Annotated in this window: 17 protein-coding genes and 2 riboswitches; of the genes, 7 read left to right on the forward strand and 10 right to left on the reverse strand. The window is 73.1% G+C overall.

Going from position 1 to position 25,004, the window contains the following annotated elements:
- Nucleotides 1-82: 82 nt before the first annotated feature.
- From ACWDYF_RS17100 to ACWDYF_RS17135, 8 genes are all read right to left on the reverse strand, one after another.
- Nucleotides 83-883, reverse strand: coding sequence for an enoyl-CoA hydratase (locus ACWDYF_RS17100; protein ID WP_381739672.1), 801 nt, complete (start codon nt 881-883; stop codon nt 83-85).
- A complete protein-coding gene (gene mmsB / locus ACWDYF_RS17105; RefSeq protein ID WP_381739670.1) occupies nt 880-1,800 on the reverse strand; it encodes a 3-hydroxyisobutyrate dehydrogenase in 921 nt (306 codons plus the stop codon). The genes ACWDYF_RS17100 and mmsB overlap by 4 nt, the downstream gene beginning before the upstream one ends.
- Nucleotides 1,797-2,873: an enoyl-CoA hydratase/isomerase family protein gene (locus ACWDYF_RS17110; RefSeq protein WP_389468529.1), complete on the reverse strand. Its 1,077-nt coding sequence runs from the start codon at nt 2,871-2,873 to the stop codon at nt 1,797-1,799. Before ACWDYF_RS17110 ends, mmsB begins: the two co-directional genes overlap by 4 nt.
- Complete coding sequence (locus ACWDYF_RS17115; RefSeq protein ID WP_018564521.1) at nt 2,870-4,018, reverse strand: acyl-CoA dehydrogenase family protein; 1,149 nt, start codon at nt 4,016-4,018, stop codon at nt 2,870-2,872. The genes ACWDYF_RS17110 and ACWDYF_RS17115 overlap by 4 nt, the downstream gene beginning before the upstream one ends.
- Before the next feature lie 6 nt (nt 4,019-4,024).
- Nucleotides 4,025-5,548, reverse strand: a complete 1,524-nt coding sequence (locus ACWDYF_RS17120) for a CoA-acylating methylmalonate-semialdehyde dehydrogenase (RefSeq protein ID WP_381739668.1) — start codon at nt 5,546-5,548, stop codon at nt 4,025-4,027.
- 243 nt (nt 5,549-5,791) lie between these two features.
- A riboswitch (cobalamin riboswitch) is annotated at nt 5,792-5,989 on the reverse strand.
- Nucleotides 5,990-6,099: 110 nt separating this feature from the next.
- Entirely contained in the window at nt 6,100-6,633 is a 534-nt protein-coding gene (locus ACWDYF_RS17125; RefSeq protein ID WP_389468533.1) for a DUF4430 domain-containing protein, read from the reverse strand.
- 136 nt (nt 6,634-6,769) lie between these two features.
- Nucleotides 6,770-6,840: riboswitch (cobalamin riboswitch) on the reverse strand.
- Nucleotides 6,841-6,911: 71 nt separating this feature from the next.
- A complete protein-coding gene (locus tag ACWDYF_RS17130; RefSeq protein WP_389468781.1) occupies nt 6,912-7,325 on the reverse strand; it encodes a hypothetical protein in 414 nt (137 codons plus the stop codon).
- A 123-nt stretch (nt 7,326-7,448) separates the two neighbouring features.
- Nucleotides 7,449-10,133, reverse strand: coding sequence for an AfsR/SARP family transcriptional regulator (locus ACWDYF_RS17135; protein WP_389468536.1), 2,685 nt, complete (start codon nt 10,131-10,133; stop codon nt 7,449-7,451).
- Nucleotides 10,134-10,418: 285 nt separating this feature from the next.
- Between ACWDYF_RS17135 and ACWDYF_RS17140 the strand changes: the two genes are divergently transcribed.
- The 3 genes from ACWDYF_RS17140 to ACWDYF_RS17150 all read left to right on the forward strand — a co-directional run bounded on the left by ACWDYF_RS17140 (nt 10,419) and on the right by ACWDYF_RS17150 (nt 11,892).
- The gene (locus tag ACWDYF_RS17140) at nt 10,419-10,565 is read left to right on the forward strand and encodes a hypothetical protein (protein WP_158679211.1); all 147 of its coding nucleotides are present in this window, start codon (nt 10,419-10,421) and stop codon (nt 10,563-10,565) included.
- A gap of 287 nt (nt 10,566-10,852) precedes the next feature.
- The gene (locus ACWDYF_RS17145; protein WP_389468542.1) at nt 10,853-11,614 is read left to right on the forward strand and encodes a hypothetical protein; all 762 of its coding nucleotides are present in this window, start codon (nt 10,853-10,855) and stop codon (nt 11,612-11,614) included.
- Entirely contained in the window at nt 11,611-11,892 is a 282-nt protein-coding gene (locus ACWDYF_RS17150) for a helix-turn-helix domain-containing protein (protein WP_381739659.1), read from the forward strand. Before ACWDYF_RS17145 ends, ACWDYF_RS17150 begins: the two co-directional genes overlap by 4 nt.
- 68 nt (nt 11,893-11,960) lie before the next feature.
- Here ACWDYF_RS17150 and ACWDYF_RS17155 read toward each other — a convergent pair whose 3' ends face one another.
- Together ACWDYF_RS17155 and ACWDYF_RS17160 are read right to left on the reverse strand one after the other, a co-directional pair.
- Nucleotides 11,961-14,069 carry an N-6 DNA methylase gene (locus ACWDYF_RS17155; RefSeq protein WP_389468547.1) on the reverse strand — a complete coding sequence of 703 codons (2,109 nt, stop codon included), beginning with the start codon at nt 14,067-14,069 and terminating at the stop codon, nt 11,961-11,963.
- A 121-nt stretch (nt 14,070-14,190) separates the two neighbouring features.
- Nucleotides 14,191-15,516, reverse strand: a complete 1,326-nt coding sequence (locus tag ACWDYF_RS17160) for a serine/threonine-protein kinase (protein ID WP_389468550.1) — start codon at nt 15,514-15,516, stop codon at nt 14,191-14,193.
- A 108-nt stretch (nt 15,517-15,624) separates the two neighbouring features.
- On the opposite strand from ACWDYF_RS17160, the gene ACWDYF_RS17165 reads away from it, so the two are divergent.
- Genes ACWDYF_RS17165 through ACWDYF_RS17180 form a run of 4 tightly spaced genes read left to right on the forward strand, consistent with a single transcriptional unit; the run spans nt 15,625 to nt 24,989 of the window.
- Nucleotides 15,625-17,292: a PD-(D/E)XK nuclease family protein gene (locus ACWDYF_RS17165; RefSeq protein ID WP_389468553.1), complete on the forward strand. Its 1,668-nt coding sequence runs from the start codon at nt 15,625-15,627 to the stop codon at nt 17,290-17,292.
- On the forward strand, nt 17,289-18,467 hold the full coding sequence (locus ACWDYF_RS17170; RefSeq protein ID WP_389468558.1) for a pPIWI_RE_Y domain-containing protein: 1,179 nt from the start codon (nt 17,289-17,291) through the stop codon (nt 18,465-18,467). The genes ACWDYF_RS17165 and ACWDYF_RS17170 overlap by 4 nt, the downstream gene beginning before the upstream one ends.
- On the forward strand, nt 18,460-22,044 hold the full coding sequence (locus ACWDYF_RS17175) for a pPIWI_RE_Z domain-containing protein (protein WP_389468562.1): 3,585 nt from the start codon (nt 18,460-18,462) through the stop codon (nt 22,042-22,044). The genes ACWDYF_RS17170 and ACWDYF_RS17175 overlap by 8 nt, the downstream gene beginning before the upstream one ends.
- Before the next feature lie 44 nt (nt 22,045-22,088).
- The gene (locus tag ACWDYF_RS17180) at nt 22,089-24,989 is read left to right on the forward strand and encodes a pPIWI_RE module domain-containing protein (RefSeq protein WP_389468565.1); all 2,901 of its coding nucleotides are present in this window, start codon (nt 22,089-22,091) and stop codon (nt 24,987-24,989) included.
- Nucleotides 24,990-25,004 lie beyond the last annotated feature (15 nt).

Below are 25,004 nucleotides of genomic sequence, written 5' to 3' on the forward strand. Positions count from 1 at the left end.
GACCGCGTCCGGGAGGTGATCCCCGAACGTGATCTCCCCTCCCAGCAGGGCGGACCGGGCGCGGCGGCACGCGGTCCGCCGCTCAGCGGTGGCGGAACCCGGGCGCTCTGCGGTCGACGAAGGCGCCCATGCCCTCCTTCTGGTCCTCGGTCGCGAACACCGCGTGGAAGAGCCGCCGTTCGAAGCGGACGCCCTCGGCGAGCGTCGTCTCGAAGGCCCGTCCGACGGCCTCCTTCGCCATCATCGCCACCGGCAGCGACATGCCCGCGACGGTCTCGGCCACGGCCAGCGCCTCGCCGAGCAGATCGTCGGCGGGCACCACCCGGGAGACCAGTCCGGCCCGCTCGGCCTCCGCCGCGTCCATGGTGCGCCCGGTCAGGCACAGCTCCATGGCCTTGGCCTTGCCGACCGCGCGGGTCAGCCGCTGGGAGCCGCCGATGCCGGGGATCACCCCGAGCTTGATCTCGGGCTGCCCGAAGACGGCGGTGTCGGCGGCGAGCAGGATGTCGCAGAGCATGGCCAGCTCGCAGCCGCCGCCCAGGGCGTAGCCCGCGACGGCGGCCACCGTCGGGGTGCGCAGCTGCCCGAGCCGGTCCCAGGCCGCGAACCAGTCGCCGAGGTACATGTCCAGGTACCCCTGGGGCTGCATCTCCTTGATGTCGGCGCCCGCCGCGAACGCCTTCGCCGAGCCGGTGATGACGACGCAGCCGCACTCCGGGTCCCGGTCCAGCGCCTCGGTCGCGGCCACCACCTCGCGCATGACCGTCAGATTCAGGGCGTTGAGGGCCTCGGGCCGGTTGAGGGTGAGCAGGGCGGTGCGCCCCTTGCGTTCGACGAGGATCGTCTCGTACGCGGGAAGCCCGGCACCGTTCCGCGTGCTCATCGCTTCTCCCCCTCCCCTTCTTGTTCTTGCCGGGTGCCACGGTCCCGGATGGTGCGGACGATGCCGGAGAAGTCCTCGGTGGCGCCGACGTGTTCGGCGTACTCCTCGTACAACCGGGCCGCCGCGAGGCCCAGTCCGGTGTCCACCCCGCTGTCGCGGGCGGCCCGCGCGGCGAGTCCGAGGTCCTTGGCCATGAGGGAGGCGGCGAAGCCCGGCCGGTAGTCGCGGTTGGCGGGGCTGCCCGGGACCGGGCCGGGGACCGGGCAGTTGACGCTGAGCGCCCAGCACTGCCCGGACGCCGTGGACGCCACGTCGTAGAGGGCCTGGTGGGACAGGCCCAGGCGCTCGCCGAGCACGAACGCCTCGCTGACGGCGATCATGGAGACGCCGAGGATCATGTTGTTGCAGATCTTGGCCGCCTGCCCGGCTCCCGCGCCGCCGCAGTGGACGGCCTTCTTGCCCATGGCCTCCAGCAGCGGCCGGGCCTCGGCGAACTCCGCCTCGCCGCCGCCCGCCATGAAGGTGAGCGTGCCGGCCTCGGCGCCGACCACCCCGCCGGAGACGGGGGCGTCCAGCGACCGCATCCCGGCGGCGGCGGCCCGCTCGTGGGCCGTACGGGCGTCGGTGACGTCGATGGTGGAGCAGTCGACGAAGAGGGTGCCGGGCCGGGCCGCCGCCAGGACGGTGCCGTACAGGCCGAGGACGTGCCGTCCGGCGGGCAGCATGGAGACGACGACGTCGGCGTCCGCGACCGCCGAGGCGGCGTCGGCGGCGGGCTCGACACCCGCGCGGACGGCGCTCTCCAGGGCCTCGGGCACCAGGTCGTGGCCCCGTACGCGATGCCCGGCCCTGACCAGGTTGGCGGCCATGGGCGCGCCCATGTGCCCGAGTCCGATGAACGCGACGGTCAGGCTCACCAGGCCACCTCCACGGTGCTGTCGGATCCGGCGAGCCCCAGTTCGCGGTCGCCGAGCGGGGCGAAGAAGCGGTCCACGTCGGCCGCGCTGACCTCGGCGAGGGTGCCGGGCGACCAGCGGGGCCTGCGGTCCTTGTCGATGACCTGGGCGCGGACGCCCTCGACCAGGTCGGGGGCGGCGAGCGCGGCGCAGGAGACGCGGTACTCCTGGTCGAGGACCGCCTCCAGCGGGCCCAGGTGCCGGGCGCGGCGCAGCGCGGCGAGGGTGACCTTCAGCGCGGTGGGCGACTTGGTGAGCAGGGTCTCGGCCGCCTCCTTCGCGGCGGGCTCGCCGCGGCCGAGGAGGCGGTCCACGATCTCCTCCACGGTGTCGGCCGCGTAGCAGGCGTCGATCCACTCCCGCTGCCCGGCGAGTGCGCCCGGCGGCGGCGACTGCACATGCCGGGCGAGCGCGTCGTGCACGGACAGCACGGCGAGGTCGGCGGTGAAGGCGCCGAGCGCGGCGGCGGGCACATGGTGGTCGGCGAGCCCGCACAGCAGGGCGTCCCCGGCGCCGGTCTGCGCGCCGGTCAGCGCCAGATGGGTGCCCAGTTCGCCCGGGGCGAGGCCGAGCAGATAGGTGCCGCCGACATCGGGGACGAAGCCGATGCCGGTCTCGGGCATGGCGACGCGCGCGCGTTCGGTGACGACGCGGACGCTGCCGTGGGCGGAGACGCCGACGCCGCCGCCCATCACGATGCCGTCCATGACGGCGACGTACGGCTTGGGGTAGCGGGCGATCCGGGCATTGAGGCGGTACTCGTCGCGCCAGAACGCGGCCGCCGCGGTGCCGTCGCCGGTCTTGGCGTCGTCGTGGATGGCCCGGATGTCGCCGCCCGCGCACAGGCCGCGCTCGCCCGCGCCGCTGATGACGACGGTGGCCACCGCCGGGTCGTGCTCCCAGGCGGTCAGGGCCGCGTCGATGCGGCGGACCATCTCGTGGGTGAGGGCGTTGAGGGCCCGGGGCCGGTTGAGGACGATGTGGGCGGCCCGGCCGTCGGTGCGCAGGAGGACGGGGTCCTCGGTGCCGGTCACCGGAACGCCTCCGTCAGGCCGCGGGCCACGATGACGCGCATGATCTCGTTGGTTCCTTCCAGGATCTGGTGGACGCGCAGGTCACGGACGATCTTCTCGATGCCGTACTCGCTGAGGTAGCCGTAGCCGCCGTGCAGTTGGAGCGCGCGGTCGGCGACCGTGTACCCGGTGTCGGTGGCGAACCGCTTGGCCATCGCGCACAGGTACGGCGCCTGCGGGTCGCCCGCGTCCAGGGCGCGGGCGGCCTGCTGCACCAGGGCGCGGGCGGCGGCGAGTTCGGTCGCCATGTCGGCCAGCCGGAAGCGCAGCGCCTGCGCGTCGAGCAGCCGCTGCCCGAACGCCTCCCGGTCGGCGAGGTGGGCGAGGCTGCGGTCCAGGGCGCTGCGGGCGCCGCCGAGCGAGCAGGCGGCGATGCCGAGCCGGCCGCCGTTGAGGCCGTTCATGGCGATGCGGAAGCCGTCGCCCTCGCGGCCCAGCAGCCGGTCGGCGGGCAGCCGTACGCCGTCCAGGATCACCTGGCGGGTGGGCTGGGCGTTCCAGCCCATCTTGCGTTCGTTCGGGCCGAAGCCCACTCCGGCGTCGTCCTTGTCGACGACGAAGGCGGAGACGCCGTCCGCTCCGGTGCCGCCGGTGCGGGCCATCACGATGTACAGCTGGGAGGCGCCCGCGCCGGAGATGAACTGCTTGACGCCGTCGAGCACATAGGTGTCGCCGTCGCGGACGGCCCGGCTGGTGAGGGCCGCCGCGTCGGAGCCCGCGCCGGGTTCGGTCAGGCAGTAGCTGGCCAGGTCGTCCATGGCGCACAGCCGGGGCAGCCACCGCTCGCGCTGGGCCGGGTCGCCGTAGCGGTCGATCATCCAGGCGACCATGTTGTGGATGGAGAGGTATCCGGCGATGGCGGGGCAGCCGGAGGCGAGGGTCTCGAAGACGAGGACGCCGTCGGCCCGGCCGAGGCCGGAGCCGCCGGACTCCTCGCGGACGTAGACGCCGCCGAGGCCCAGCCCGGCCGCCTTGCGCAGGACGTCGACCGGGAAGTGCTTGTCGCGGTCCCAGTCCAGGGCGTGCGGTGCCAGGTGGTCCTGGGCGAAGTCGAGGGTGGTCTCCACGAGGGCCTGCTGGTCCTCGGTGAGCAGGGTGTGGGTCATGGTCGCTCAGCCCATCGTGGGAATGGTGAAGCTCGCGCCCTCGCGCAGCCCGGCGGGCCAGCGGGACGTGACGGTCTTGGTACGGGTGTAGAAGCGGACGGCGTCCGGCCCGTGCTGGTTGAGGTCGCCGAAGCCGGACCGCTTCCAGCCGCCGAAGGTGTGGTAGGCGACCGGGACCGGGATGGGCACGTTGACGCCGACCATGCCGGTGTTCACCCGGCGGGTGAAGTCGCGGGCGGTGTCTCCGTCCCGGGTGAAGATGGCCACGCCGTTGCCGAAGGCGTGCTCGCTGGGCAGGCGCAGCGCCTCCTCGTAGTCGGCCGCGCGGACCACGGACAGGACGGGACCGAAGATCTCCTCCTGGTGGATGCGCATGTCGGGGGTGACCCGGTCGAAGAGGGAGGCCCCGGCGAAGAAGCCGTTCTCGTGCCCGGGGAGCACGAAGTCGCGCCCGTCCACGACGAGTTCGGCGCCCTCCTCCACCCCGAGGTCGACATAGGACCGTACGCGCTCCACCGCGTCCCGGGCGACCAGCGGGCCGAAGTCGGCCTCGGGGTCGTCGCTGCGGCCGATGCGCAGGGTGCCGATGCGCTCCTTGAGCCGGGCGACCAGGGCGTCGGCGGTCTCCTCGCCGACCGGCACGGCGACCGAGATGGCCATGCAGCGCTCGCCCGCCGAGCCGTACCCGGCACCGACCAGCGCCTCCACGGCCTGGTCGAGGTCGGCGTCCGGCATCACGATCATGTGGTTCTTGGCGCCGCCGAAGCACTGGGCGCGCTTGCCGTGGGCGGCGGCGGTGGCGTAGACGTGCGCGGCGACCGGGGTGGAGCCGACGAAGCCGAGGGCGGCGACGCGGGGATCCTCCAGCAGGGTGTCGACGGCTTCCCGCGCGCCGTTGACGACATTGAGGACGCCCGGCGGCAGGCCCGCCTCCAAGAAGAGTTCGGCGAGCCGCAGCGGCACCGAGGGTGCCCGCTCGGACGGCTTGAGGACATAGGCGTTTCCGCAGGCCAGGGCGGGGGCGGCCTTCCAGAGCGGGATCATGGCGGGGAAGTTGAACGGGGTGATGCCGGCGACCACGCCGAGCGGCGAGCGCAGCGAGTGCACATCGATGCCGGTGCCCGCGTTGTCGGTGAACTCGCCCTTGAGCAGGTGCGGGATCCCGGCGGCGAACTCGACGACCTCCAGGCCGCGCTGGAGGTCGCCGTGCGCGTCGGCGACGGTCTTGCCGTGCTCGGCGGAGAGCAGCCGGGCCAGGTCGTCCTTCTCCTGCTCGACGAGCTGGAGGAAGCGCAGCATGACCCGGGCGCGGCGCTGCGGGTTCCACTCGCCCCAGGCGCGCTGCGCCTCGGCGGCGACGGTGACCGCCGCCTCGGTCTCGGCCCGGTCCGCCAGCGGTACCCGGGCCTGGACCTCTCCGGTGTTGGGGTCGTACACGTCGCCCTGGGCCCCCGAGGTGCCCGGGACGTTCTCGCCGCCGATGAAGTGGGTCAGTTCCCGTACACCGGCGGGGTGGTTCGGACGGATCATGGGTGCCTGCTCTCGTCAGGTGGGGGTGATCCAGGACGGCGCGCGCGACCGGCGCACGGCCCGCTCATGGACGCGGGCGTGCGCGAGGGCGGTCGGCGCGGAACGCTGAGGACGCCGGACCGTCAGGCCGTCGGGCCGGGGCGGGTGAGGCCGGTGGCGGAATGCGGGGAACCCCCGCGGCGCAGCTCGCCGGGATCGTGGAAACGCACCGGTGCCATGCGTGTCAGCTCCATCCTCGTGGACCACACGGAACATCCCACGGCCGGTATCCTGACTCCCGGATCAGCGCGCGCCGTCCGCCTTCCCGACATCCAGCTCGTCAGTGGCGTCCTGCTCGACGGCGTACTCCCCGGTCACAGTGGCGGGACCGTGCCGGAATCACACCGGCTTCCCTGCACCGCGGGCCTACGTCCCCAGAATATAGTTGGACGTCCTAGTAAATCCAGTGCCACGGCTGGAGCCGTACCGGATTCCCGTCGGAGCGGGGCCCTGCCGGGGCGCCGGCCGGCCGGAGGAGCGTGCTCCCCCGGCCGCCGGGCGGCGGGCAGCCGTCAGAAGGCCGTCCAGGTGAACGCCACCGTGTCCCCGGCGTTCAGCCGGAACTGGCAGCCGCCCACCGGGGTGGGCGTGCCGTTGACGGAGATGTTCCAGTACGCCGAGCCGCCGCCGCTGACGTTCTTGATGCTGTCGACCGCGTAGTCGTCGAACGACGCGTACCAGGCGCCGTCCCAGCCGAAGTGCCGCTTGCGGGCGGCGTCGTCGAGGGCGGCGGTGGGCGTCGGCACGGCGGAGGGGTGGGCGCTCCCGTTCGTCCCGTCGCATCTGTGCGTACCGCCCGTCGCCGTGGTGACGTCGTGGCCGCGCGTCCAGACCTTCCCGTGGAACAGCGGCCCGTCGGGGCCCTGCACGGTCAGCGTCACCCTGACCGGGGTGTTCGTGCCGTGCACGGCGTGCGTGCCCGGTGCGCCGTGGGCCTGGGCGGTGGCCGGCGCGGCGGCCAGGGCCACGCCGAGGGCGACGGAGGCGATGAGCGTACGGCGCAGGGAGGTACGGGAGACGGCTGAGGTGCCGGAGGTGTGTCGCACGGCGGGAGCCTTCCTGGTGTGGGCGGCCCGCAGCCCCGTCGCCGAGCGGACGGAGCGGGCACCGCCGCCGCCTCGGGCGAGACTCTCGGCTTCGCGCTGCAGACCATGACAGGGGAAGCGGTTCACGGCGCGCCCCGGGTGTCCCGACTCGCGGCCCACCGGCCGCACACGGTTGCAGGTCAGCGCCGGAATCCCACCGGCTTCCCCCAGGCACGCGCCCTATGCGGTTGTCGTACACACGGTCCGTCCGCCGAACGCGCGGGCGAACCGCCGTCATCCTAGGGCCGGTCGAGCCCGGCCGGGGGGCGTTTGCCCACTCCTCGTCCGGGCGGGTCGAACGCGTACAGCTCCAGGATGTCCGGCAGCGGGGCCACCCCCGGGCCACCGGCCCGCACCCAGCCGACGATGTCCTCCGTGGCCTCCGGGTCATTGACCAGCCCCAGCCAGACCGGCCGTGCCCCGGCCGCCCGGCCCGCGGCCGACGGCTGCACGACGACCACATTGGCCTGGTCGCACACGTCCAGGCACGCGGAGATCCGCACCGGCACCCCGGCCCGCAGCCGCGCGGTCTGCGCCGCGTGGTCGACTCCGGTCACCTTGGGCGTACCGCAGCAGCAGTCCCGGCAGACCACGACCCGGCACGGCACGGGCACGGGAACCGAAACCGGCTCCGGCTCCGGCTCCGGCCGCACGGACGACGACCGTGCGCGCGGTATGCCGCCGGACGGGTCCTCGGACACCGCGGTACCTCCCTGATCGGCCGACCGTCGCTCACGCCGGGACCGAGTATGCCTGTTCCCCCGGGGCACGAGCCCTCACCGCAGCTCTTCCAGACGGTCCCGTACTTCCTGGGTGTCGTGGCCGCCCATCAGTTCGCGCAGCACGAGGACGCGTTCCAGTGCCTCGACGGCCTCGGGTGAGCGGCCTGCCGCCACCAGGACATCGGCACAGAGCCACAGGAGCTTGGCCTCGTCGTGCCAGTGTTCGAGGTCACACAGAATTCCGCAGGCCCGCCGGAGCAGCCGGAGCGCCTCCTCCCCCTCCGACCTGGAGAGGTGGATCTGGGCGAGCGTGTACAGGGCGTCCGCCCCGCACCTCCGGTCCGTCGTCCCCTCCGCGATGCGCAGCGCCTCACCACAGGCGCGGAGCCCTTCGTCGTACTCCCCGCGGTCGCGGTGGAGGGTACCGATGCCGTTCAGCGCCGCCGCTTCCCCGCTGCGGTCGCCCAGCGCCCGGTACAGCTCCAGGGCTTGCCGGTGATGCTCCTCCGCCGCCGTCCCGTCCCCCTGTTTGCGCAACGTGAGCGCGAGCGTGTGCAGGGAATGCGCCAGACTCAGTCTGCCGGTCCCGGTGTCGTCCTCCTTGCTCAGCCGGACGGCCCGGAACAGATGGCCCGCCGCCCGCTCGAACTGCTCCTGCCGCCAGTAGGTCCCGGCCAGCATCCGGTGCACCATGGCGCACTGAGCGGGCTCGGCCACCTTCTCCGCCACCTCCCGCGCCAGTGTCAGCCCTCGCAACGCGTCGTCCAGGCGGCGGCGCGACCACTGATAGGTGACGAGAGCCATCGGCAGCAGCCAGACGTAGCGCTCCAGCCCTTTCCGGTGAGCCAGTTGAATGCCGAGCTGCACGGTGTCGTACTCGTCGTCCAGCACGGCCAGCGCCTGTTCGAGGTCCACCGGCTCGAACACTCTCACCCCGGCGGGGTCACCCACGGGAAGTGCCCGCTGCTCATGGAGGCGGCGGTCACAGGCGTGGACGTTGTGCAACTGGTGTTCCAGCACCCGCCGTACGGTCGCGTCCTCGAAGTCCTCCGGGACGCCGTCGGCTTCGGGGTCCACCTCGTGGCGTGCGAAGGCGCGCACCAGGTCGTGCAGGCTGTAGCGGTCGGCCCGGAGCTCCACCAGGCTGGCCGCCACCAGTTCCTCCAGGGCGTGGTCGGGGCGCGGTGCGTCGCCGGCCGGACCGAGGTCCATCACGGCGTCCCAGCCGGCACTCGGGCCGGGGTGCACGGCGAGTCGCCTGAGCAGCCGACGGGCGGCCGGGGACAGCGCGCGGATGGAACAGGCCAACGCCATCCGGACGGACAACTCCTCCTCGGGCAGGTGCAGAACACCCAGCTTCTCCTTCTCCTCCCGGAGATCCCGCACAAGGTCGCTCGTGCCCCGGACCGACCGGTTCTCCAGGCGCCGGGCGATCACGGTGAGAGCGAGCGGGTGCCGGCCGCACAGTTCGACCAGGGCACGGATGAGCGGCTCACGGCCTCTCGGGTCGCCCTTCGGGAGCTTCTCCCGGAGGATGGCGGCGGCGGACTCGTCGTCCAGGAGGTCGACCTTGCGGAAGTACGGGTCCTGTCCGGCGCCCAGACCCCTGAGCGTGTTACGGCTCGTGACGATCACCGCGCTGGTGCCGTTCCCGGGCAGCAGCGGACGCACCTGGGCCACGTCCACCGCGTCGTCCAGCACGATGAGCACCGACTTGTCCGCCAGGACCGAACGCAGCGCCGCGCTCTTCGCCTCGATTCCCGCCGCTCCCGAATAGGGCGGGAACTCGGCCAGGAATCCGTCCAGGACGTGTTCCGGTTCGGCGGGCCGCACTTCGGCGCCCGCGAACCCGCGGAGGTTCGCGTAGAGGGCGCCGTCCGGGAACCTTTCCCGGAGGACCGCCCCGAGCCGGTACGCCACCAGGCTCTTTCCGACCCCGGCCATTCCGCTGAGCACGATCAGCGTCGGCCTTTCCGCCTCCTGCCGCGTCCGGGCCACCCCGGCGAGTTCATCGATGAGTCCGGCACGCCCGAAAGGACGGTGCTTGCCCGCGGGGAGCTGGTCCGGGACCCGACGAAGAGAGGTACCGCGTGAACGCCGCGGGGTGGAACGCAGTTCGTCGACGATTTCCTGGAGTTCCGGGTCCTGTTCCGTCTTCCCGTGGGCCGCCTCCCATTTGTCGATCAGCCTCTCCAGTACCCCTCTCGCCATCGCCTGTCCATGGGCGATCAGATAGAACCCGAAGATCCGGGACCGTTCCGGCATGCGCTCATACCATTTCTTCGTTTCCATGCGAAGCCATGTGTCTTCGCCGGCCCGCAGTGCGGCCTCCATCTGGTCGCAGACGGCGGCCATCAGCTCCTCCCGCAGCTCGGCCCTGCGTCCGCCGAACGTTTCCTCCGGCAGCCCGCGCAGCGGTTCGTCGTCCTGCCATTCCGCCAGGGCCGTGCACAACTGCGCGAATTTCTCCGGCCACTTGAGGTGAGCGGCCTTCCGCACCCCTTCGCGGAAGCGGAGCAGATCGACACTTCCTTCCGGAAGGTTCATCACACAGACGCTCGATCTCAGATCGGGGAGGACCTCATCCCCCAGCACGCCCCTCAGCAACGAGGCGACCTTGTACACCCGTTCTCGCGGGCACTCCTGGCCCGGCCAGAGGTGCTCGGCGATCTCGTCGGTGGTACAGCGGTACTGCGGCGAAGTCACCAGCAGTCCGAACAGCGCGGTCGCCTTCTTCACCCCACAGATCCCCTTTCCGTTCGATCCCCTGACACTGATCAGGCCGAGTACACGCGCCTCCACTGCCTGTCCTCCCTCACGCACCGAAGCAGCAGCCATGACGAGAACACTCCTGCATTCGGGCGCACTTGGGCGCTCGTCGACACGCTCTACCGCTTCAGACCCGCGTCAGGTTTTCGTCAGATCCGGTGCCGCGGCGGACCCCGCGGGCCCGGCACGATGGCGTCAGCCGCTCGCCGGACAGGGCGATACCGGCTCCGTCTTCGTCCGAAAGGATCGATTGCCATGAAGAAACACCTCCCCGGCCACCTCAGGCGGTCCGGCGGCTTCCCGCCCACCCCGCGACGCACCGGCCGCACCGTGCGGCCCGAGAGCCTCGCGGCGCCGCAGACCGCGGCGCCGCACGAGGCACCACCGGCCAAGACGGACTGAGGAGGTCCGCTCCACAGCCCAGCGGGGCGCCCGCCTGCGGGCGGGCGCCCCGCGCCCGGGAGCACGCCGCCTGTCCTCCGAGCCGGCCCGGTACACGTACGGGCCGGCCGCTCCGCCACTCGGCCGAGGACCCGACACGACAGCACGCGTGTGTAATTCTGAGGCAGGTGGGACTCATGACCGCTTTGCCCCTTTTTCGGGGATGAGCGGTCGGGCGTCCGCGCTCACCACCCGGCCTCTGTTCACCTGGCCCCGGCGTCGGTCCGCGGGCCCAGAGAGGACGTTCCATGGCCCTTATCGCCCCCGGCGGCCTGTTCGCCGCGGTCACCCGGCACTTCGAGAATCCCCGCGCGGCGGAGGAGGCACGGCTGTGTGTCAGCACGGAGGACGGCGAAGCCCCGGTCCCGCTCTCCCCCGCCGAAGCCCGTGAGGCCCTGTACGGACCGGCGGCCGTCCCGGCCCTGGCCTCCTCGATCTGGCAGGAGGCCCTGGGCGCGGCGCGCGCCGAGACCGCACCGGGCGGCCCCTGGCGGCTCCTGGTGATCTGGCTGGCCCTGCCGCAGCTCACCGGCACCGTCCGGCGCATCAGCACGCGGCTGGGTGTCGACCGGTCCGACGTGGAGTCCGAGATGGCACTCGCCCTGCTGGAAGGGCTGCGGAGCGGGGAGCACGGTCCGCCTCCCCCGGTCCGGACCTGGCTCGGTGCGGCGCGCAGCAGCGCCTGGCGGCTCGCCCGCGCAGGGCTGCGGGAGATTCCCTCCACCCTGCCGGAGAACATCGCGGACGACGACGAGCAGACCGCGCCGGACGGACCGGCGGCGGACCCGTGCGGGCGGGAGGACTTCGCGCTGGAGATCCTCCGTCCGGAACGGGCCGGGCTGCACGCGCCGCTCCGTTTCCGGATCGCCTCGCAGCAGGTGCGGAAGGAGATGCTCGGCAAGCTGACCGGGCACCTGGAAGCGCGCCCCGGCTCGTACCGTGTGGCACCGTGCGACCGGAGGCGGCAGATCGGCACCTTGGCGCTCCGGCGCGGGGCGAGGCAGGCATGAAGCAGGCGCTGTCACGTCGGCTCGGCTTCACGGAGATCTTCGAACTGCCGGTCACGGTGGATCTGCGGACGGCCGCACGCGCGCTCGGCATCTGCCGGGGAACCGCGTACCGGCTCGTCTACGAGGGCACGTTCCCCTGTTCCATCATGCGGGTCGGACGCCAGTACCGGATTCCGACGGCCGAGCTGATGCGCCTGCTCGGCATCGACGAACGGCCCATGTACGCCGTGGATCTCGACGCCGTCCCGGAGCCACAGCAGAACGCCACCCCGGCATGACCCGGTCCGGTCAGCCGTCCCGCGCGACTCAGCCGTCCCACGCGACTCAGCCCTCTCCCACGACCGGATCAGTCGTCCGGCGCCGCGAGCTTTCCGTCGATCAGAGCCGCGGTGAAGGCACGGGCGAGCGCCTGCCCGGCCTCGGCGGTACGCGTCAGCTCCGCCCCCCACCGGTCGAGACCGCGCAGCACGCTGCCCCGGCGGCGTTGCACGTCGACCGGCAGGAGCGGAAGGCGCAGCCGTTTCACGTCGATACGCAGGGCACCGCTCGCGGTGACGGACGGACGCGCGGCTCTCGCCGCGTTGTCGGGGTGGGTGACGGCGCCCGCCACGAACCACGGGTCGAGCAGGTCCGGGTCGACGCGTACGGCATGGACGCCGGGGCCGAGCCGGGCCCCGATCTGCTCCTCCGTCGCGACCTTGGCCACCAGGTCTCCGGCGAGCGACGGGACGAGAATGTCGTGGGCCTGTACCCGGGCAGCCGGCTCCGTGCCGGGGCGTACGGGAAGGGATCCGCTCGCGGGTCGTCCGGCCGCGACGTCCTGTCCTGTGAGGGCCGGCTCCACCCGGTCGGTGCCGGGAGATTCCTGGCCCGCGGCACGGGCCGGGTGGCGGTGCAGGGTGAGGGCTCCGGTCCGCGAGAGCTCTCCCAGCGTCGCCGTGGACACGTCCTCCGGCTCGGGCCGAGGAGCGCGGTCCGGCCGGGGCAACGCGACGCGGAGCGCGGCGAGTCTGGCCTCCAGCGCGGCGGGCATCCTCAGCACGGCGTCGAGCGCGTACGCCCCGCCCTGCCCCGGCACATGACGTCGCGGCGTGAGGTCGGCGTCCTCGTCGAGCAGCTCGGCCCGCGGTACGCGCCGGGCGATGACCCCCTCGGTGCCCGATGTCCCGTGTCCGGTGCGGTGACCGGCCCAGAGGTCCCTGACCCGTCGGCGGAGCACGTCGAAGGGGTCGCCCGGCGACGCGTGCCGGTCTCCGCGCACGGCCTCGGCGGTCACCAGCAGCACCGCCGCGTCCGGGACACCGGCTGCCTCCGGACGTTGCAGCACCCACAGGTGGGCGCCGTTGCTGTTCCCGGCCGCCGTCGTCGGGGGCAGTCCGACGACGGCCCGGACCACACCGCGCCGGACGAGCTCGCCGCGGATCCGGCGCCCTGTGGACCGTCCGGCCACGGCCGCGGGCATGAGCAGGGCGGCCCGGCCGCCGGGTCTGAGGCGCGCCAACACCTGCTGCGCCCAGGCGAGTTCCGGCTCGGAGCGCGGCGGAGGACCCCCGTACAGCCACCGGGAGTCAAGGGCGAACCGGTCCTGGGTCCAGTCCTGGAGGCCGTCCGGCGGAGGACCGCCGACGACGGCGTCGACCGTCTCTTCGGCGAAGGCGTCCTCCGGGAACGGACCGCCCACCCCCAGGCGCAGCCGTCCGTCGGCCTCCGGATCGGCCCCGGCCCCGGCCCGCGAGCGAAGCAGCAGAAGGCGAAGGAGCGCGATGCGCACGTACTCGGGACGGCGGTCCTGTCCCAGGATCCGTGGCGGCCTGCCGGGCGGACTCTCCTCAAGGGCGGGACGCAGGAACGTACCGGTTCCGCAGGCGCTGTCGAGGACCGAGTCCGCCGGGCCGGTGAGGTCCAGCATGAGACCGGCCAGGGCGGTGGGGACGTCCGTCAGCCCTGCCGTGCCCCGGGCCGTCGCGTACCACGCGTGGAGGTGCTCCAGGACGCGGACGCGATCCTCCTCGTACGCCACCAGCCGGGCGGCTTCGAGGAGTTCCCGCTGGGCCGCCGACCACGCGGGGGGCAGCCCGGTCAGGAGCAGGCCGGCATGCCGGGGCGACACGACCGCCCGTACCGCGTCGCCGAGCCGGTCCGGGGTGGGCGCCTCGGCGGGTGCGGTCAGCAGTGCCAGCCCGGCCAGGGCGAGGGCCTCCGCGGGCCGTCCTGCCGCGCCGAACGTCTCGGCGCACCGGGTGAGGCGGCCGAGCGGTGCGAGGGGGCGGAGCTTTCCCTGCCGGTCGAGCCATCGCTCCACCTCACGCAGGTCGAAGGCGGGACTGGCGGACGTCCCGGCGACCGGCCGGGGGAAGTCCTGGTGGCGGCGGCGCCAGTTGCTCACCGCGGGCCGGCCGACACCGGCGATCCTGGCGATTCCGGTGGCCGTCACCGTGGTCGGTTCTTCTGCCACGCCTGTCTCCCTGCGTCCCGCCGTGTCCCTCGGGGAAGACGTGAAGCGTACCGGCGTTCCGCCGGGCGGCCGGGTCCCGCGCGGTCCGGCGGCCACCTCCGCCCGGCTCGGGTCGTCCCGGTCAGTGCGGCCCGCCGTCCTGCGCGCACCGCTCGATGCCGTCGTCGATCTCCCGGACCTCCGGACTCGGCTCCCCGAAGGCCCGTACGGCATCAGGGCGTACCTCGGTGTACGCGGAGTGCGCGTCCCGCGGCAGTCCCTCCTCGCGCAGCAGTGCGGCGCGGTCGATGCGCAGCCGTACGACACCCGACTCGATACGGCCGAAGCGGCCCACCGCGCTGTCGAGGCACTGGTCGATCAGACGGACGGCCCCGCGCAGATCGCCGTCCCTCGCGAAGGCGCCGGCCTCGGCGCGGATGCGGGAAAGGTCGTCCCGCCGCAGTTCCGTGGTGCGCTTCTGGCGGCGTGCCAGGTCGTCGAGGTCGGAGCCCTGCCGACGTCGCGCGTCCGACGGGGACTTCTTCGGCAGGGGCGGCGGAGAGCACGGCCGCACCCACGGCAGGGTCGGGTCGTAGTCCCCGAGTCCGGGGCAGCCGGCCGATTCGAGGACCGCCAGGTGCGGCCGGACCAGGTCGAACAGCGCCCGCGCGTCGCCCGGCCGCAGATCCGGGTTCTTGCACAGCAGCCGGTCGACGGTCTCGGCCAGCCACGGCGGTGTCTGCGGGCGTACGTCCGCGATCCTGCGCGGCGGCTCGTCGGCGTGGCAGCGGGCCATCGCGTACGCGGTCTCCGCGGTGAAGAGGTACTCCCCGGTGACGAGTTCGAAGACGATGCAGCCGAGCGAGTAGAGGTCGCTGCGCGGCTCCGCGTACCCCTCGGTCACCTGCTCGGGGGCGGCATAGGCGACGGTGCCCGGGGCCGCGCCGCCCGTGGTGGTGATACGCGTCGCGAAGGGATCGGTGTGGGCGACGATGCCGAGATCCATCACCTTGACGACGCCGCCCGGCGCGATCATGACGTTGGACGGCTTGAGGTCACGGTGCACGAGTCCGGCGTCGTGCAGCGAGGCGAGGGCGGTGGCGAGCTGGGCCAGGATCGCGACGACGCCGCGGAACGGCAGCGGGTGATGCTGCTCGGCCAGCTCCTCCAGGGTGGGGCCCTCGATGAACTCCATGACGAGGAAGGGCTCGCCCTCGTGCTCGCCGAAGGCGTGCACCTGGGGGAAGTGCCGTGAACGGCCGAGTGTGCCGGTCGTCCTGGCCTCCCGCCTGAAGCGGTCCCGGTGACGGCGCTCCTCCCGTTCGACGTTGTTCGGGAGCAGCAGCTTGACCGCCACCTGCCGGGCGAGGTTCAGATCCTGGGCCAGGTACACCTCGCCCATCCCGCCGTACCCCAGCCGGTTCACCAGGTGGTACTGCCCGGCGATGACATCGTTCTGCGAACCCACCTGAGAACCGCCCTGTGCCTGGGATCTGACGGAACGTCCGTACACGGATGGTAGCAGTGAGTAGCATCCCGTGAATGTTGTTCACAGGGGAACAGATGAGGAGAGAGAGTGACCGACTGGCCGCTGCCCGTAGGACTCACCGGTGACCCCCGCCTGATCAGGGTGTTCGCCGGAGGCGCGAAGGAGGGGGCGGAGGACTGCCCCACGCTGCGCGCCGTCAAGGCCCGGCCCCGTCTCCGAGCCGCGCACCGTACTCCCTACAAGCCGGACGACCTGGAGACGTTCGCCCTCGCCCCCGTGATGCGCAGGCTCGATCTCCTGGAGTTCGGCCGGATCCGCGACGATCCGGCCCGGGTGCGCCCGTCCCACCCGGGTCTGGAGCGCTTCGCCGAGCATGCCGCGGCGCAGTACCTGGCCGCGGCGGAATCACTTGATCCGGAAGGGCGGTTGCTGCCCGACCACAAATACTGGGTCAGGCAGACGCGTACACCGGCCGGCTCCGGTGGCGGTCGCACGGTGTACGAACTCCGGGCGTGGGGACGGTGCTACGCCGACCGCGAGCGGACGGTGTGCGAGCTGCGGCTCCTCAGGTTCGGGTCGGTGCGCCGCGGGGGACGCCCACGGGCCGGGCGGGATCCGGCGGAGACCGCCATGGCGGCGTACGTCGCCGCCTACGGCGGCCGTGCGGCGGAGCCCGCCCGGTGGGGGGACGAGCACGAGGTGCAGGACGTCACCGCGCCCCGGCGGATCCGGGTCGTGGAGATCGGGTGTCTGGACGGCTCGGTCGGTGAACCGCTGTTCGACGGGACTCCCGAGGAGGCGGAGGCCGCGTACCGCCGGCTCGCCGCACCCCGGCTGCGGGCCACCGTCGACGCCGTGCACCGGCGACCGGGGCCCGGCTGCGCGGCCTGCCGGCTGACCGCCTCCTGCCCCGACCTGCCGCGTGCCCCCGGCGTCCTCGGCGTCGCGGATGTCTCCCGCCCCCGCCGCACCCTGTCCGTCACGGATCTGCGCCGGTACGCGAAGTGCCCGGCCCAGGAGCATCTGCGGCGCCTCCACCTGCCGTACGACGAGAGCCTTGAGCACGACCGCCATGTGACACGGGGGCACGCCGTGCACGCCTGGCTCCAGCGCATGCACGAGCGGACGCCCCGGCGCCCCTGCACACCCGCCGACGCGCCCGCCGACCCGACGGACTGGGAGGCCGACGGCTGGCACCTGACCGGCGCCGACGCCGAACTCGGGGCCCGGCTGATCGGCCGCCATGCCGCCGTGTGCCCGCTGCGGCACGCCGATCCGGAGGCGCCGGTGATCGCGGAACGGCTCCTCGCCTTCCAGGACCCGGAGGCCGACGTCGTCCTCGTCGCCAAGCCCGATCTCGTCTACCGCAGCGGCGGAGCGGTGGTGTGGCGGGAGATCAAGAGCACCAGATACCGCGCGCCGCGGGGTGACGAGGACGTCCTGGAGCGGTACCCGCAGGCGGCGCTCGCCCTGGTGCTGCTGGCACAGGGCGTGTTCGGCGGCGACGTGCGCCGCTCGCGCGTCGAGGTGGAGGTCCTGCGGCCGACCGGCTCCGACCTGGAACTCGTCTCGCCCCGCCAGGCCGACCGGGTCGCCACCGCCCGGCGGGTGATCCACGGCCTCGCCGCCCCGTGGCACCGGGACGCCATCTCGGCGCCGAGGCCGGGGAAGCACTGCGCCCGCTGCGAGGTGGCCCGCTGGTGCCCGGCCGTACCACCGTCCTCGGGTGCGGCTGCCTTCGGGGAGCCGCGGTGACGCGCACCGCCGCGGGCGCCGCCCGCTCCCCCCTCGTCCCGCACGACGGACTCACCCTGCTGCGCACCGTGGCGACCGCCGTCCTCGACCTGGACGCCCTGACCGGGCTGGGCACCTTCACCCTCCCGTATCCGGCCGAGGCGCAACGGGCCCTCGACCGCACCGCGCTGGCCTGTCTGCTGCGCGGCGCCGACCCGCCCCTGAGCGTCAGCGACCTGCTCATCTGGTGCCGACGGCGCCCCGTGACGGAATGGCCGCTCGACCTCCCCGACGGTCTGGCGGCCCCGGAGGACAGACTGATCGACAAGGACGCCTGCGTCCCCACCGACCTGTGCTACGAGTGGGCCGTGGACCGGCCGGACTCGGCCACCGAACAGATCGACCGCGCCCTGATCGCCCTGGCGATGGACCGCTGCCGCCTGGCGAACGCCCCGGCGAGCTATGTCGCCTTCCGGCGCCTGCTCGTCGAACACCCCGTGCTCACCCGGGACAAGGCCGCCGAGATCTCGCTGGAACCGGCCTTCACCCCACTGGACGGGCTCCTCCGGCAGATCTACCTGCCCGCCCCGGTCGGCTGGGTACGGGGCGGCCGGTTCACCTTGTGCCGACGCTGCCGGACCCTGCTCGCGCCGATGCGCGACGGTGGCTGGTGGTGCGAGAACGCGCGCTGCCGGCACAAGGGGGACGCTCCCGTGGGCCACGCGTACGCGGAGGCCGAGGGCGGTGGCGTACTCCTGCTCACCAGGCCGCTGCGCCTGTTCGTCACCGCCCCGGGCTTCGCCGAGCTGCGCCTGGAGCGGGCCCTGACACGCCTCGGCCTCACCCCCGAGCTGTGGCCGGACTACGACGCGTACGACCTGCGGATCACCCTGCCGGACGGACGGGTGTGGGCCGTGGACGTCAAGGACTGGGCGAATCCGGCGCTGCTCGGACGCAACGCCCTGCTCCTGCCGGACAGGCCACCGCACGACCGGGCCTTCCTCGTCGTCCCCGACCACAGGACAGCCCTGCGCCGGGACTACGTGGCCGTGGTCCGCCGCTTCCTGGACCCCGACGTGCGGCGTCGCACCACCGTGGTCAGCCACCGGCAGTTCATGACGAGGGTGCGCGCCGCTCTCGAAGAGACCCGCGGCGGAGCCGTGGACGACGACCGACCGGAGGACGACCATGCGTGACCGCATGCAGTGGCGCGGCGACCTCATCCAGGAGTTCGCTCCCCACTTCGCGGACGACGCCGATCCGGAGCTGGGCGCGTCCCGGCTGTGCGAGGTCGAGTTGGGGCTCCACCTGGTGGAGCGCCTGCTGCCGGGCCATCCCGCCCAGGCGGGGTGGACCCTCTTCGGCGGGTATCCCTTCGCCTCGGCCCTCGGCCATGCCCGCACGCCCGAGGAGCAGCGCATGCTGCGGATCGGACGGCATCTGCTGTGGCCCCTGCGGCGGCGCCGGATCTGGGCCCAGTCCCTCGACGCCTATCTGTCCCTCCCGCCCGAGCTGCGCGGATACGACCTCGACAGCGGGGACGACCCGCCCCGGCGCCGCAACGTGTCGGTCGCGCACGGCCGATGGGCCGTCTACGCCCGTGCGCTCGCCGACGCCCCGCCGTACCGGACACGGACACTGCCGCCGGCCGAACCCGGCGGCTGGCGCTTCCTGGAGGGCCAGGCGTGGACCTCGGTGGTGCTCCCCGAGGAACTGCCCGCCGAGGAGAGCGCCGGGCATGCCCTCGGACGAGCCGCGGCCTCGGACGGCAAGCCCCTGGAGGTCCCCTGGGACGAACTCGTCGCGACCGCCGTGCGGATGGAGGAGAAGCTGCGCGGACCCGGGAATCCCGACGGGGGCGACTGGCGCCGCAGGCTGGAAAGGGTCGAACTGTTCGTCCGGGACACCGAGTCGGACGACTTCGTGCCGGAGAGGAGGATGCTGCGGATCGACCGGATGCTCCATCTCCTCGGGATGGTCGGGGCCGGGAAGAGCACGCTTCGCGACATCCTCGCGGTCTGGGCCGCCACCCATGACAAGCGGGTCACCCTGGTCGTGGGTGACGTCGCCGAAGCCCTGCACCTGACGTCCCTGTTCTCCGCGCTCGGTCTCCGGGCCGCCCCCGTGCTGGGAGCGACCACACGAGAACAGCATCTCCAGCGCACCCACCGCCGCCTGGCCGCCCAGGACGACGGGACGTCCCTGCTCACCCACGACGCGCTGAGCTTCGACTACCTCAGCACCGCCTGCCCCCTCGACGCACTGCGCGGAGTGGAGGCGGCGGAGCCGCTCGCCCACCGCGACGCGCCCTGCACCCAGCTGTTCCCGCCGAAGTGCCGTCCGCCCCGGCGCCCGCTGACCGCCCTGGCCGTCGACGAGTCGGAGCACGGCCAGGCGCCGAACCTGCGCAAGCGGCACGGCTGCCCCCTGTGGAACAGGTGCCCGCGTCATCACGGCACCCGCGAGCTGGTCACGGCGGACATCTGGATCGCCACCCCCGCGGCGCTGGTGCACAGCGCCGTGCCCGCCCACCAGAACGAGGAGCGCGTCCGCTTCCTCGAACTCGCCTGCCGCAGAAGCGATGTGATCATCGTCGACGAGGCCGACCGGGTGCAGATGCAGCTGGACACCATGTTCGCGCCCGCCGCCGTGCTCACGGGGCGCGCGCCCAACTCGTGGCTGGACGAGATCCACCGGCACAAGATCGACGAGCTGGCGCGGGGCGGGCGCATCCAGTTGTCCGACTCCATCGTCATGCAGTGGACCGCCGCCCTGCACACGGTGACGGTCGCCGCCGACCGCATCTATCACATGCTGCTGCGCCACAAGAGCCTGCGCTCATGGGTCGAGTCCGACTACTTCAGCTCCTGGACCCTCCAGTACAAACTGGTCGCGGAATGGTTCGGCAGCCCGTCCGACGCCGACACCGACGCCGCCGACACCCCCGACCGCCCCACCCCCGAATGGGACGAGGAGATCGGCCGGATCGCCGACGAGGACGACGAGGCGGAGGCGGCCGGGGCCCGGAAACCGGACGTGCCGGGTCCGGCGGGCGCGGCGGGCGGCACGGGCCGCGACGGGGTCGTGACCGTCCTCGACGCGTTCCGGGACGACCCGCTCGGCGACCGGGAGCACGACGACCCCCGGGCCGACGCACTGGTGCGGCTCACCCGCCAGCTCCTGCACACCATGCGCCCCCGCAACGCCCGCCGCCTCGTCGAGCGGGAACTGCTCGCGCTGGCGGGCGATGCCGTGTCCAGGGCGCGGAGCAGCGTCTCGGAGCAGGTGCTGCGCTTCGAGTTCACCCTGCTCCTGTCCGCCCTGCACACCCGGCTCGACCAGCTGACCGAGATGTGGCCGCGGATCGAGGCGGCCCTCAACTTCGAGGCGTCCAGCAACGTACTGTCCCGGCGTCCGCCGGAGGACTACCGTCCGCTGGTCCCCGAATCCCCCATGGGCAACATCCTCGGCTTCCAGTTCCTCCCCGAGAACGCGGGCCTGGGCCGGCTGCGCAGCGGCGAACTGCGCTTCTTCCGCTGTGCGGGCAGCGGCCGCGAGCTGCTTCTGCACCTGCCCGATCTCACCCTCGCCGACGGCCTCCCCGGGCCGAACGTGCTGCTCATGTCGGGGACCAGCTGGGCCGGCCGGTCCACCCGCTTCCATGTGCTCACCGAGGTCGGCGCACTGCTCAAGCCCCCGCCCGCGGAGCGTGAGGCCATCAAGCGGACGGTGTTCCGCACATGTTTCCTGACCGGTCCCGACGGCAGGCCGCTCAGGCTGTCCGGCGCCAAGCCCCATCTGCGTCCCCTCGCTCTCGAACACATGCTGGACCAGCTGGCCCGCCGCTCCGCCGACGGCAAGCCCAGTGTGTTCGAACGGGAGCTCGCCGCCCTGGACGACGACGAGCGGCGCGGCCGGCTCCTCGTCCTCACCGGCTCCTACGACGAGGCGCGCCGCGCGGCGGAGATCCTCAACCGCATCCCGCGCTGGGCCGGGAAGGTGTGCCGCCTGATCTCCGACGACGCGGAACAGGAGCACGAGTGGCACTCGGGCCCGGACACGGGGCCCGACGGCGGGGCGGTGGTGGCCCTGCGCCGCGGTGACGTGGCGAACTTCGCCTCGACCGGGACGCAGATCCTCGTCGCGCCGCTCCTCGCCGTCGAGCGCGGCCACAACATCCTCGACCGGGGAGTCGCCGCGATCGGCTCGGTGTTCTTCCTGGCCCGGCCCCACCCGCGCCCCGACGACATCGCCCTGGCCGTGCAGGCCGTGAACGACTGGGTGGCGCGTATGCAACGGGACGGCAGCTTCGCGGAGTTCGTCCGCGCGCAGCCGGGTCTTGACGAGGCCGGGGCGGAGTTCCGGACCCGGGCCCGCGCGCGCTGGCGGTATCTCCTCAACCATCCGCCGGCCTGGAGCCGGCTGAACGAGGAGGAGAAGATCTCGTTCACCTGGGACCAGCTCGTCGTCATCTGGCAGGTCATCGGCCGGCTCGTACGCGGCGGTGTCCCGGCCCGGGTCGTCTTCGTGGACGCCCCGTTCGCCAGCCGGGCGGCCGCGCGCAAGAAGCTGCCGGACACCTGGCACACCAGTCTGCTCCTCGCCATGCGGCACGTGCTGGACCCGTACCTCGCCCCGTCGCCGGGAGACGCCACCACCGCCGACGGTACTCCGGTGACCGCGCTCGACCGGGCGCTCGTCAAAGCCCTGTACGAGCCCTTGCACGCCGCCCTCACCGGACTCGTCCCGTCCGGCCCGGACCCGCGCGGCTGAGCCGCGGACAGGGCCCGTCACCCGAGAACACGAAGGGATTCCCCATGCCCTCCTACTCCACGATCCGGCTCGCGGCCTTCGAACGCGTCCGCGGCGCCGAGTTCGTCCGCCGGCCGCACGGTCTCGCGTTCCCCGCCGCCTGGCGCAAGGAAGTGCTGGACTTCTACCGGATCGGCAGACGCGAACCGCAGAAGATCAACCAGGTACCGGTCCGCCGCCTGAACGAGGTCATCCGCGCGGTGGCTCCCGAACTCCTGTGCGTGGCCCGCAAGGCCACACTGCACGACGACACCCCCTGGCTGTACGCGTACGACCCGCTGCCGGTCCCCGTCATGCGCCAGTTGATCCACTCCTGGATCCGCGACCTGCACCCGCCCCGCACGCGCGCGGAACATCCGGAGATCACCGAGCGGGCCGTGGAACTCGGCGCGTCGCTGGACGTGGCCGGACTGAGCTGGCAGCCGCAGGAGGTGGACCTCTTCTCGGGCCGTACGACGCCCGGCGGCACCTTCGAACCGGACGCGCTGGTCCACCAGCTCCTGCCGGACGCCCTCGCGCAGGACATCACCCGGCTGGATCCGTACCGCTTCGAGGGCGTCGAGATGGAGTTCCGCATCGCCGCGACCACGCGGGGGGCGGAGCTCGTGTCCTGGCCGCCCCGGGACCACCAGGACGACGACGGAGCCTGGTGGAAGTTCTCGTTCGTCGTCGCGCTCACCGTGCAGACCGTGCCCTTCTCCGACTTCCGCCTCCATGTCGCCACGGGGGTGCGCCGATGGCGTACCGGCGGTCCCGTTCCGATGCCCTTCCGGCGGTCGGTGTCGGCGTATCTGCTCGGCCGGGATCCGTGGTTGGCGCAGACGCCGGGGACCGGTCGCCTGGCGGTGAGCCGGATGATCAGCGACCGCCGCACCGACTCGACCGAGTGGGCGCGCGGCGGCCCCGAGGGGATGCTCGGCCGCCTCCGCTTCTCCCACGGGCTGCCGGACGCCGCGACCGTGCGGGAGGACCCTGACGTCTGGATGTCGGGGAAGGACGGCGTCCAGATCGGTGTCGTGCACGCGACGTCCATGGGCGGACACGGCGTCGGAACCGGCCTCATGCCGCGCGACCGTTCCCCGCTCACCGACTGGGCGGCCGAGGCGTTCGCCCCGCGTCTCACCCGCCTGGACGACTTCACCCGCAGCCGTCACCCCGTCCTGCCGCGGAACCTGCCGAAATCCCCGACGGGCCGGACGAAGGAGGAACGGGCGCTCAAGAAGGAGGAGTTGACGCACGCGCGACGGCAGGAGCGGCGCCTCGCCCTGGCACGGACGCTCGGCGGCGCGCCGCTGGTCGTGGAGGCGCGATGGCAGAACCCGCGCACCCGTGACGCGCTGGTCGAGCAGTTGGCGGACCTCCTCGGCCTGGACGGAGCGGGTGGGACGGGCGCGGTGCGCGCGTGGTCGACACCGCACCTGGAGGTGCGTCTGTACCTGGAGGACGCCTCCTTCGTCGCCGCCCGGCTCGACTTCCCGGACGGCCGGCCGCGGCGCAAGCACCTCGCCTCGGCGATCGGCGCACGACGGCGGGAGATCGCCGGGCTGTGCGGGCGGGACGGCCGCCCGGACGTCCAGGCGGTCGTGGTCGAGATCGCCCACCCGGACTCCTACCGGCCCGGCATCGTGGATCCCAAGTTCGCCGCGCGCCTCGGCTACGCCGACGCCGGACGGCTGACGAAGTTCATCACCGTGCCCAGCTCGAAGCGGGGTACCGCCACGAGGAAGAACATCGCTCACCGCGCCCGTCAGACCTGGTCGCACGTCTTCCGGCAACTGGGCTCGTGCACCGTCCCGGAGCACAGCGCGGACGATGTGCCCGCCGACCTGGACCACGTCGCGCTGTGGCTGGTGAAGCGCCGCGCCGACGGCCCGACGTACACCCGCCGGACCGTGCCCGTCGCGGTCCGGGTGAGCGCCGCCGACGGTTCGGTCACGGGCTGGGATCCGGAGAGCGGGGACTGGATCCCCTACCGGAAGCTGCTGCTCTCCCTGGCCCGCCACGCCGAAGTCCCGGGAACGTACCAGCAGTTCGAGGACGTCGATGACACCGACGACGAGGGCCCGGACGCCGACGGGACGGCAGCGGAGGAGGACGGGACGGCAGCGGAGGGGGAGGAGACCGAGGACACGGGGATTCCCGCCGCCGGGGCCACGAGCGGCGATGAGCGGCGCACCACGCCCTGGGTCCCCGACCTGGAGGAGCAGCGGGCGCGGACGGCGCAGTTCGTACGGTCGATGCTCTACAGTCTGCGCGGCCGGAACGTCCTGCTGCTCTCCCACGCCCAGAACGCGCGGCTGCACTGGCCGTGGCTGACCAACGGCCGGCTGATCCCGGACGCACTTCAGTTCGGAGCCAACCCGGCCCAGCACATCTCCCTGTACGGCGAGCGGCTGTGCCATGTGCGGGTGCGCGACGACATGTCCGACGAGACCCCGCAGTGGTTCGCCCCGGACGACGAGTCCCACGAGCACGGCTTCGCGAGCGGTCTGTGGCACCGTCCGGACGCCACCGGCGACCACCGCGTCCACTACAGCACCGGCGAGAAGCCCCACACGGCCAAGCACGCCGTGAAGACCGCCTCGAAGATCGCGACCCGGATCCCGGTGCGGAAGAAGCCGGAGGACGGCGACGAGGACCGGGAGCCGGATCCGGTCATCGACACGGGGACCCACGCATGGAACCCCGCGGCGCTGGAGATCGCCGTGCTCGCGGTGCCGGAGGAGGGGACGGCCGAGGCGGGGGCCTGGGCCGCCGTGACCCATCAGCTGCGGCGGGCCCCGGAATACGACGTGACACTGAAGCTCCCGCTCCCCCTCCACCTGGCGAAGAAGACCGCGCAGTACGTCCTGCCGCACGAGGACGACACCGAGGGAGCCGCCCCCGAGGAGGAGTCCGGCCGGTGACTTCGGGGCCCCGGT

The organism is Streptomyces sp. NPDC003284 (assembly GCF_053589675.1).

Excerpts from the sequence above, each read along its gene's own strand:
- ACWDYF_RS17100 (WP_381739672.1), bottom strand. The coding sequence starts at position 883 with ATGAGCACGCGGAACGGTGCCGGGCTTCCCGCGTACGAGACGATCCTC.
- ACWDYF_RS17175 (WP_389468562.1), top strand. The coding sequence starts at position 18,460 with ATGCGTGACCGCATGCAGTGGCGCGGCGACCTCATCCAGGAGTTCGCT.
- ACWDYF_RS17115 (WP_018564521.1), bottom strand. The coding sequence starts at position 4,018 with ATGACCCACACCCTGCTCACCGAGGACCAGCAGGCCCTCGTGGAGACC.
- ACWDYF_RS17140 (WP_158679211.1), top strand. The coding sequence starts at position 10,419 with ATGAAGAAACACCTCCCCGGCCACCTCAGGCGGTCCGGCGGCTTCCCG.
- ACWDYF_RS17120 (WP_381739668.1), bottom strand. The coding sequence starts at position 5,548 with ATGATCCGTCCGAACCACCCCGCCGGTGTACGGGAACTGACCCACTTC.
- ACWDYF_RS17145 (WP_389468542.1), top strand. The coding sequence starts at position 10,853 with ATGGCCCTTATCGCCCCCGGCGGCCTGTTCGCCGCGGTCACCCGGCAC.
- ACWDYF_RS17150 (WP_381739659.1), top strand. The coding sequence starts at position 11,611 with ATGAAGCAGGCGCTGTCACGTCGGCTCGGCTTCACGGAGATCTTCGAA.
- ACWDYF_RS17180 (WP_389468565.1), top strand. The coding sequence starts at position 22,089 with ATGCCCTCCTACTCCACGATCCGGCTCGCGGCCTTCGAACGCGTCCGC.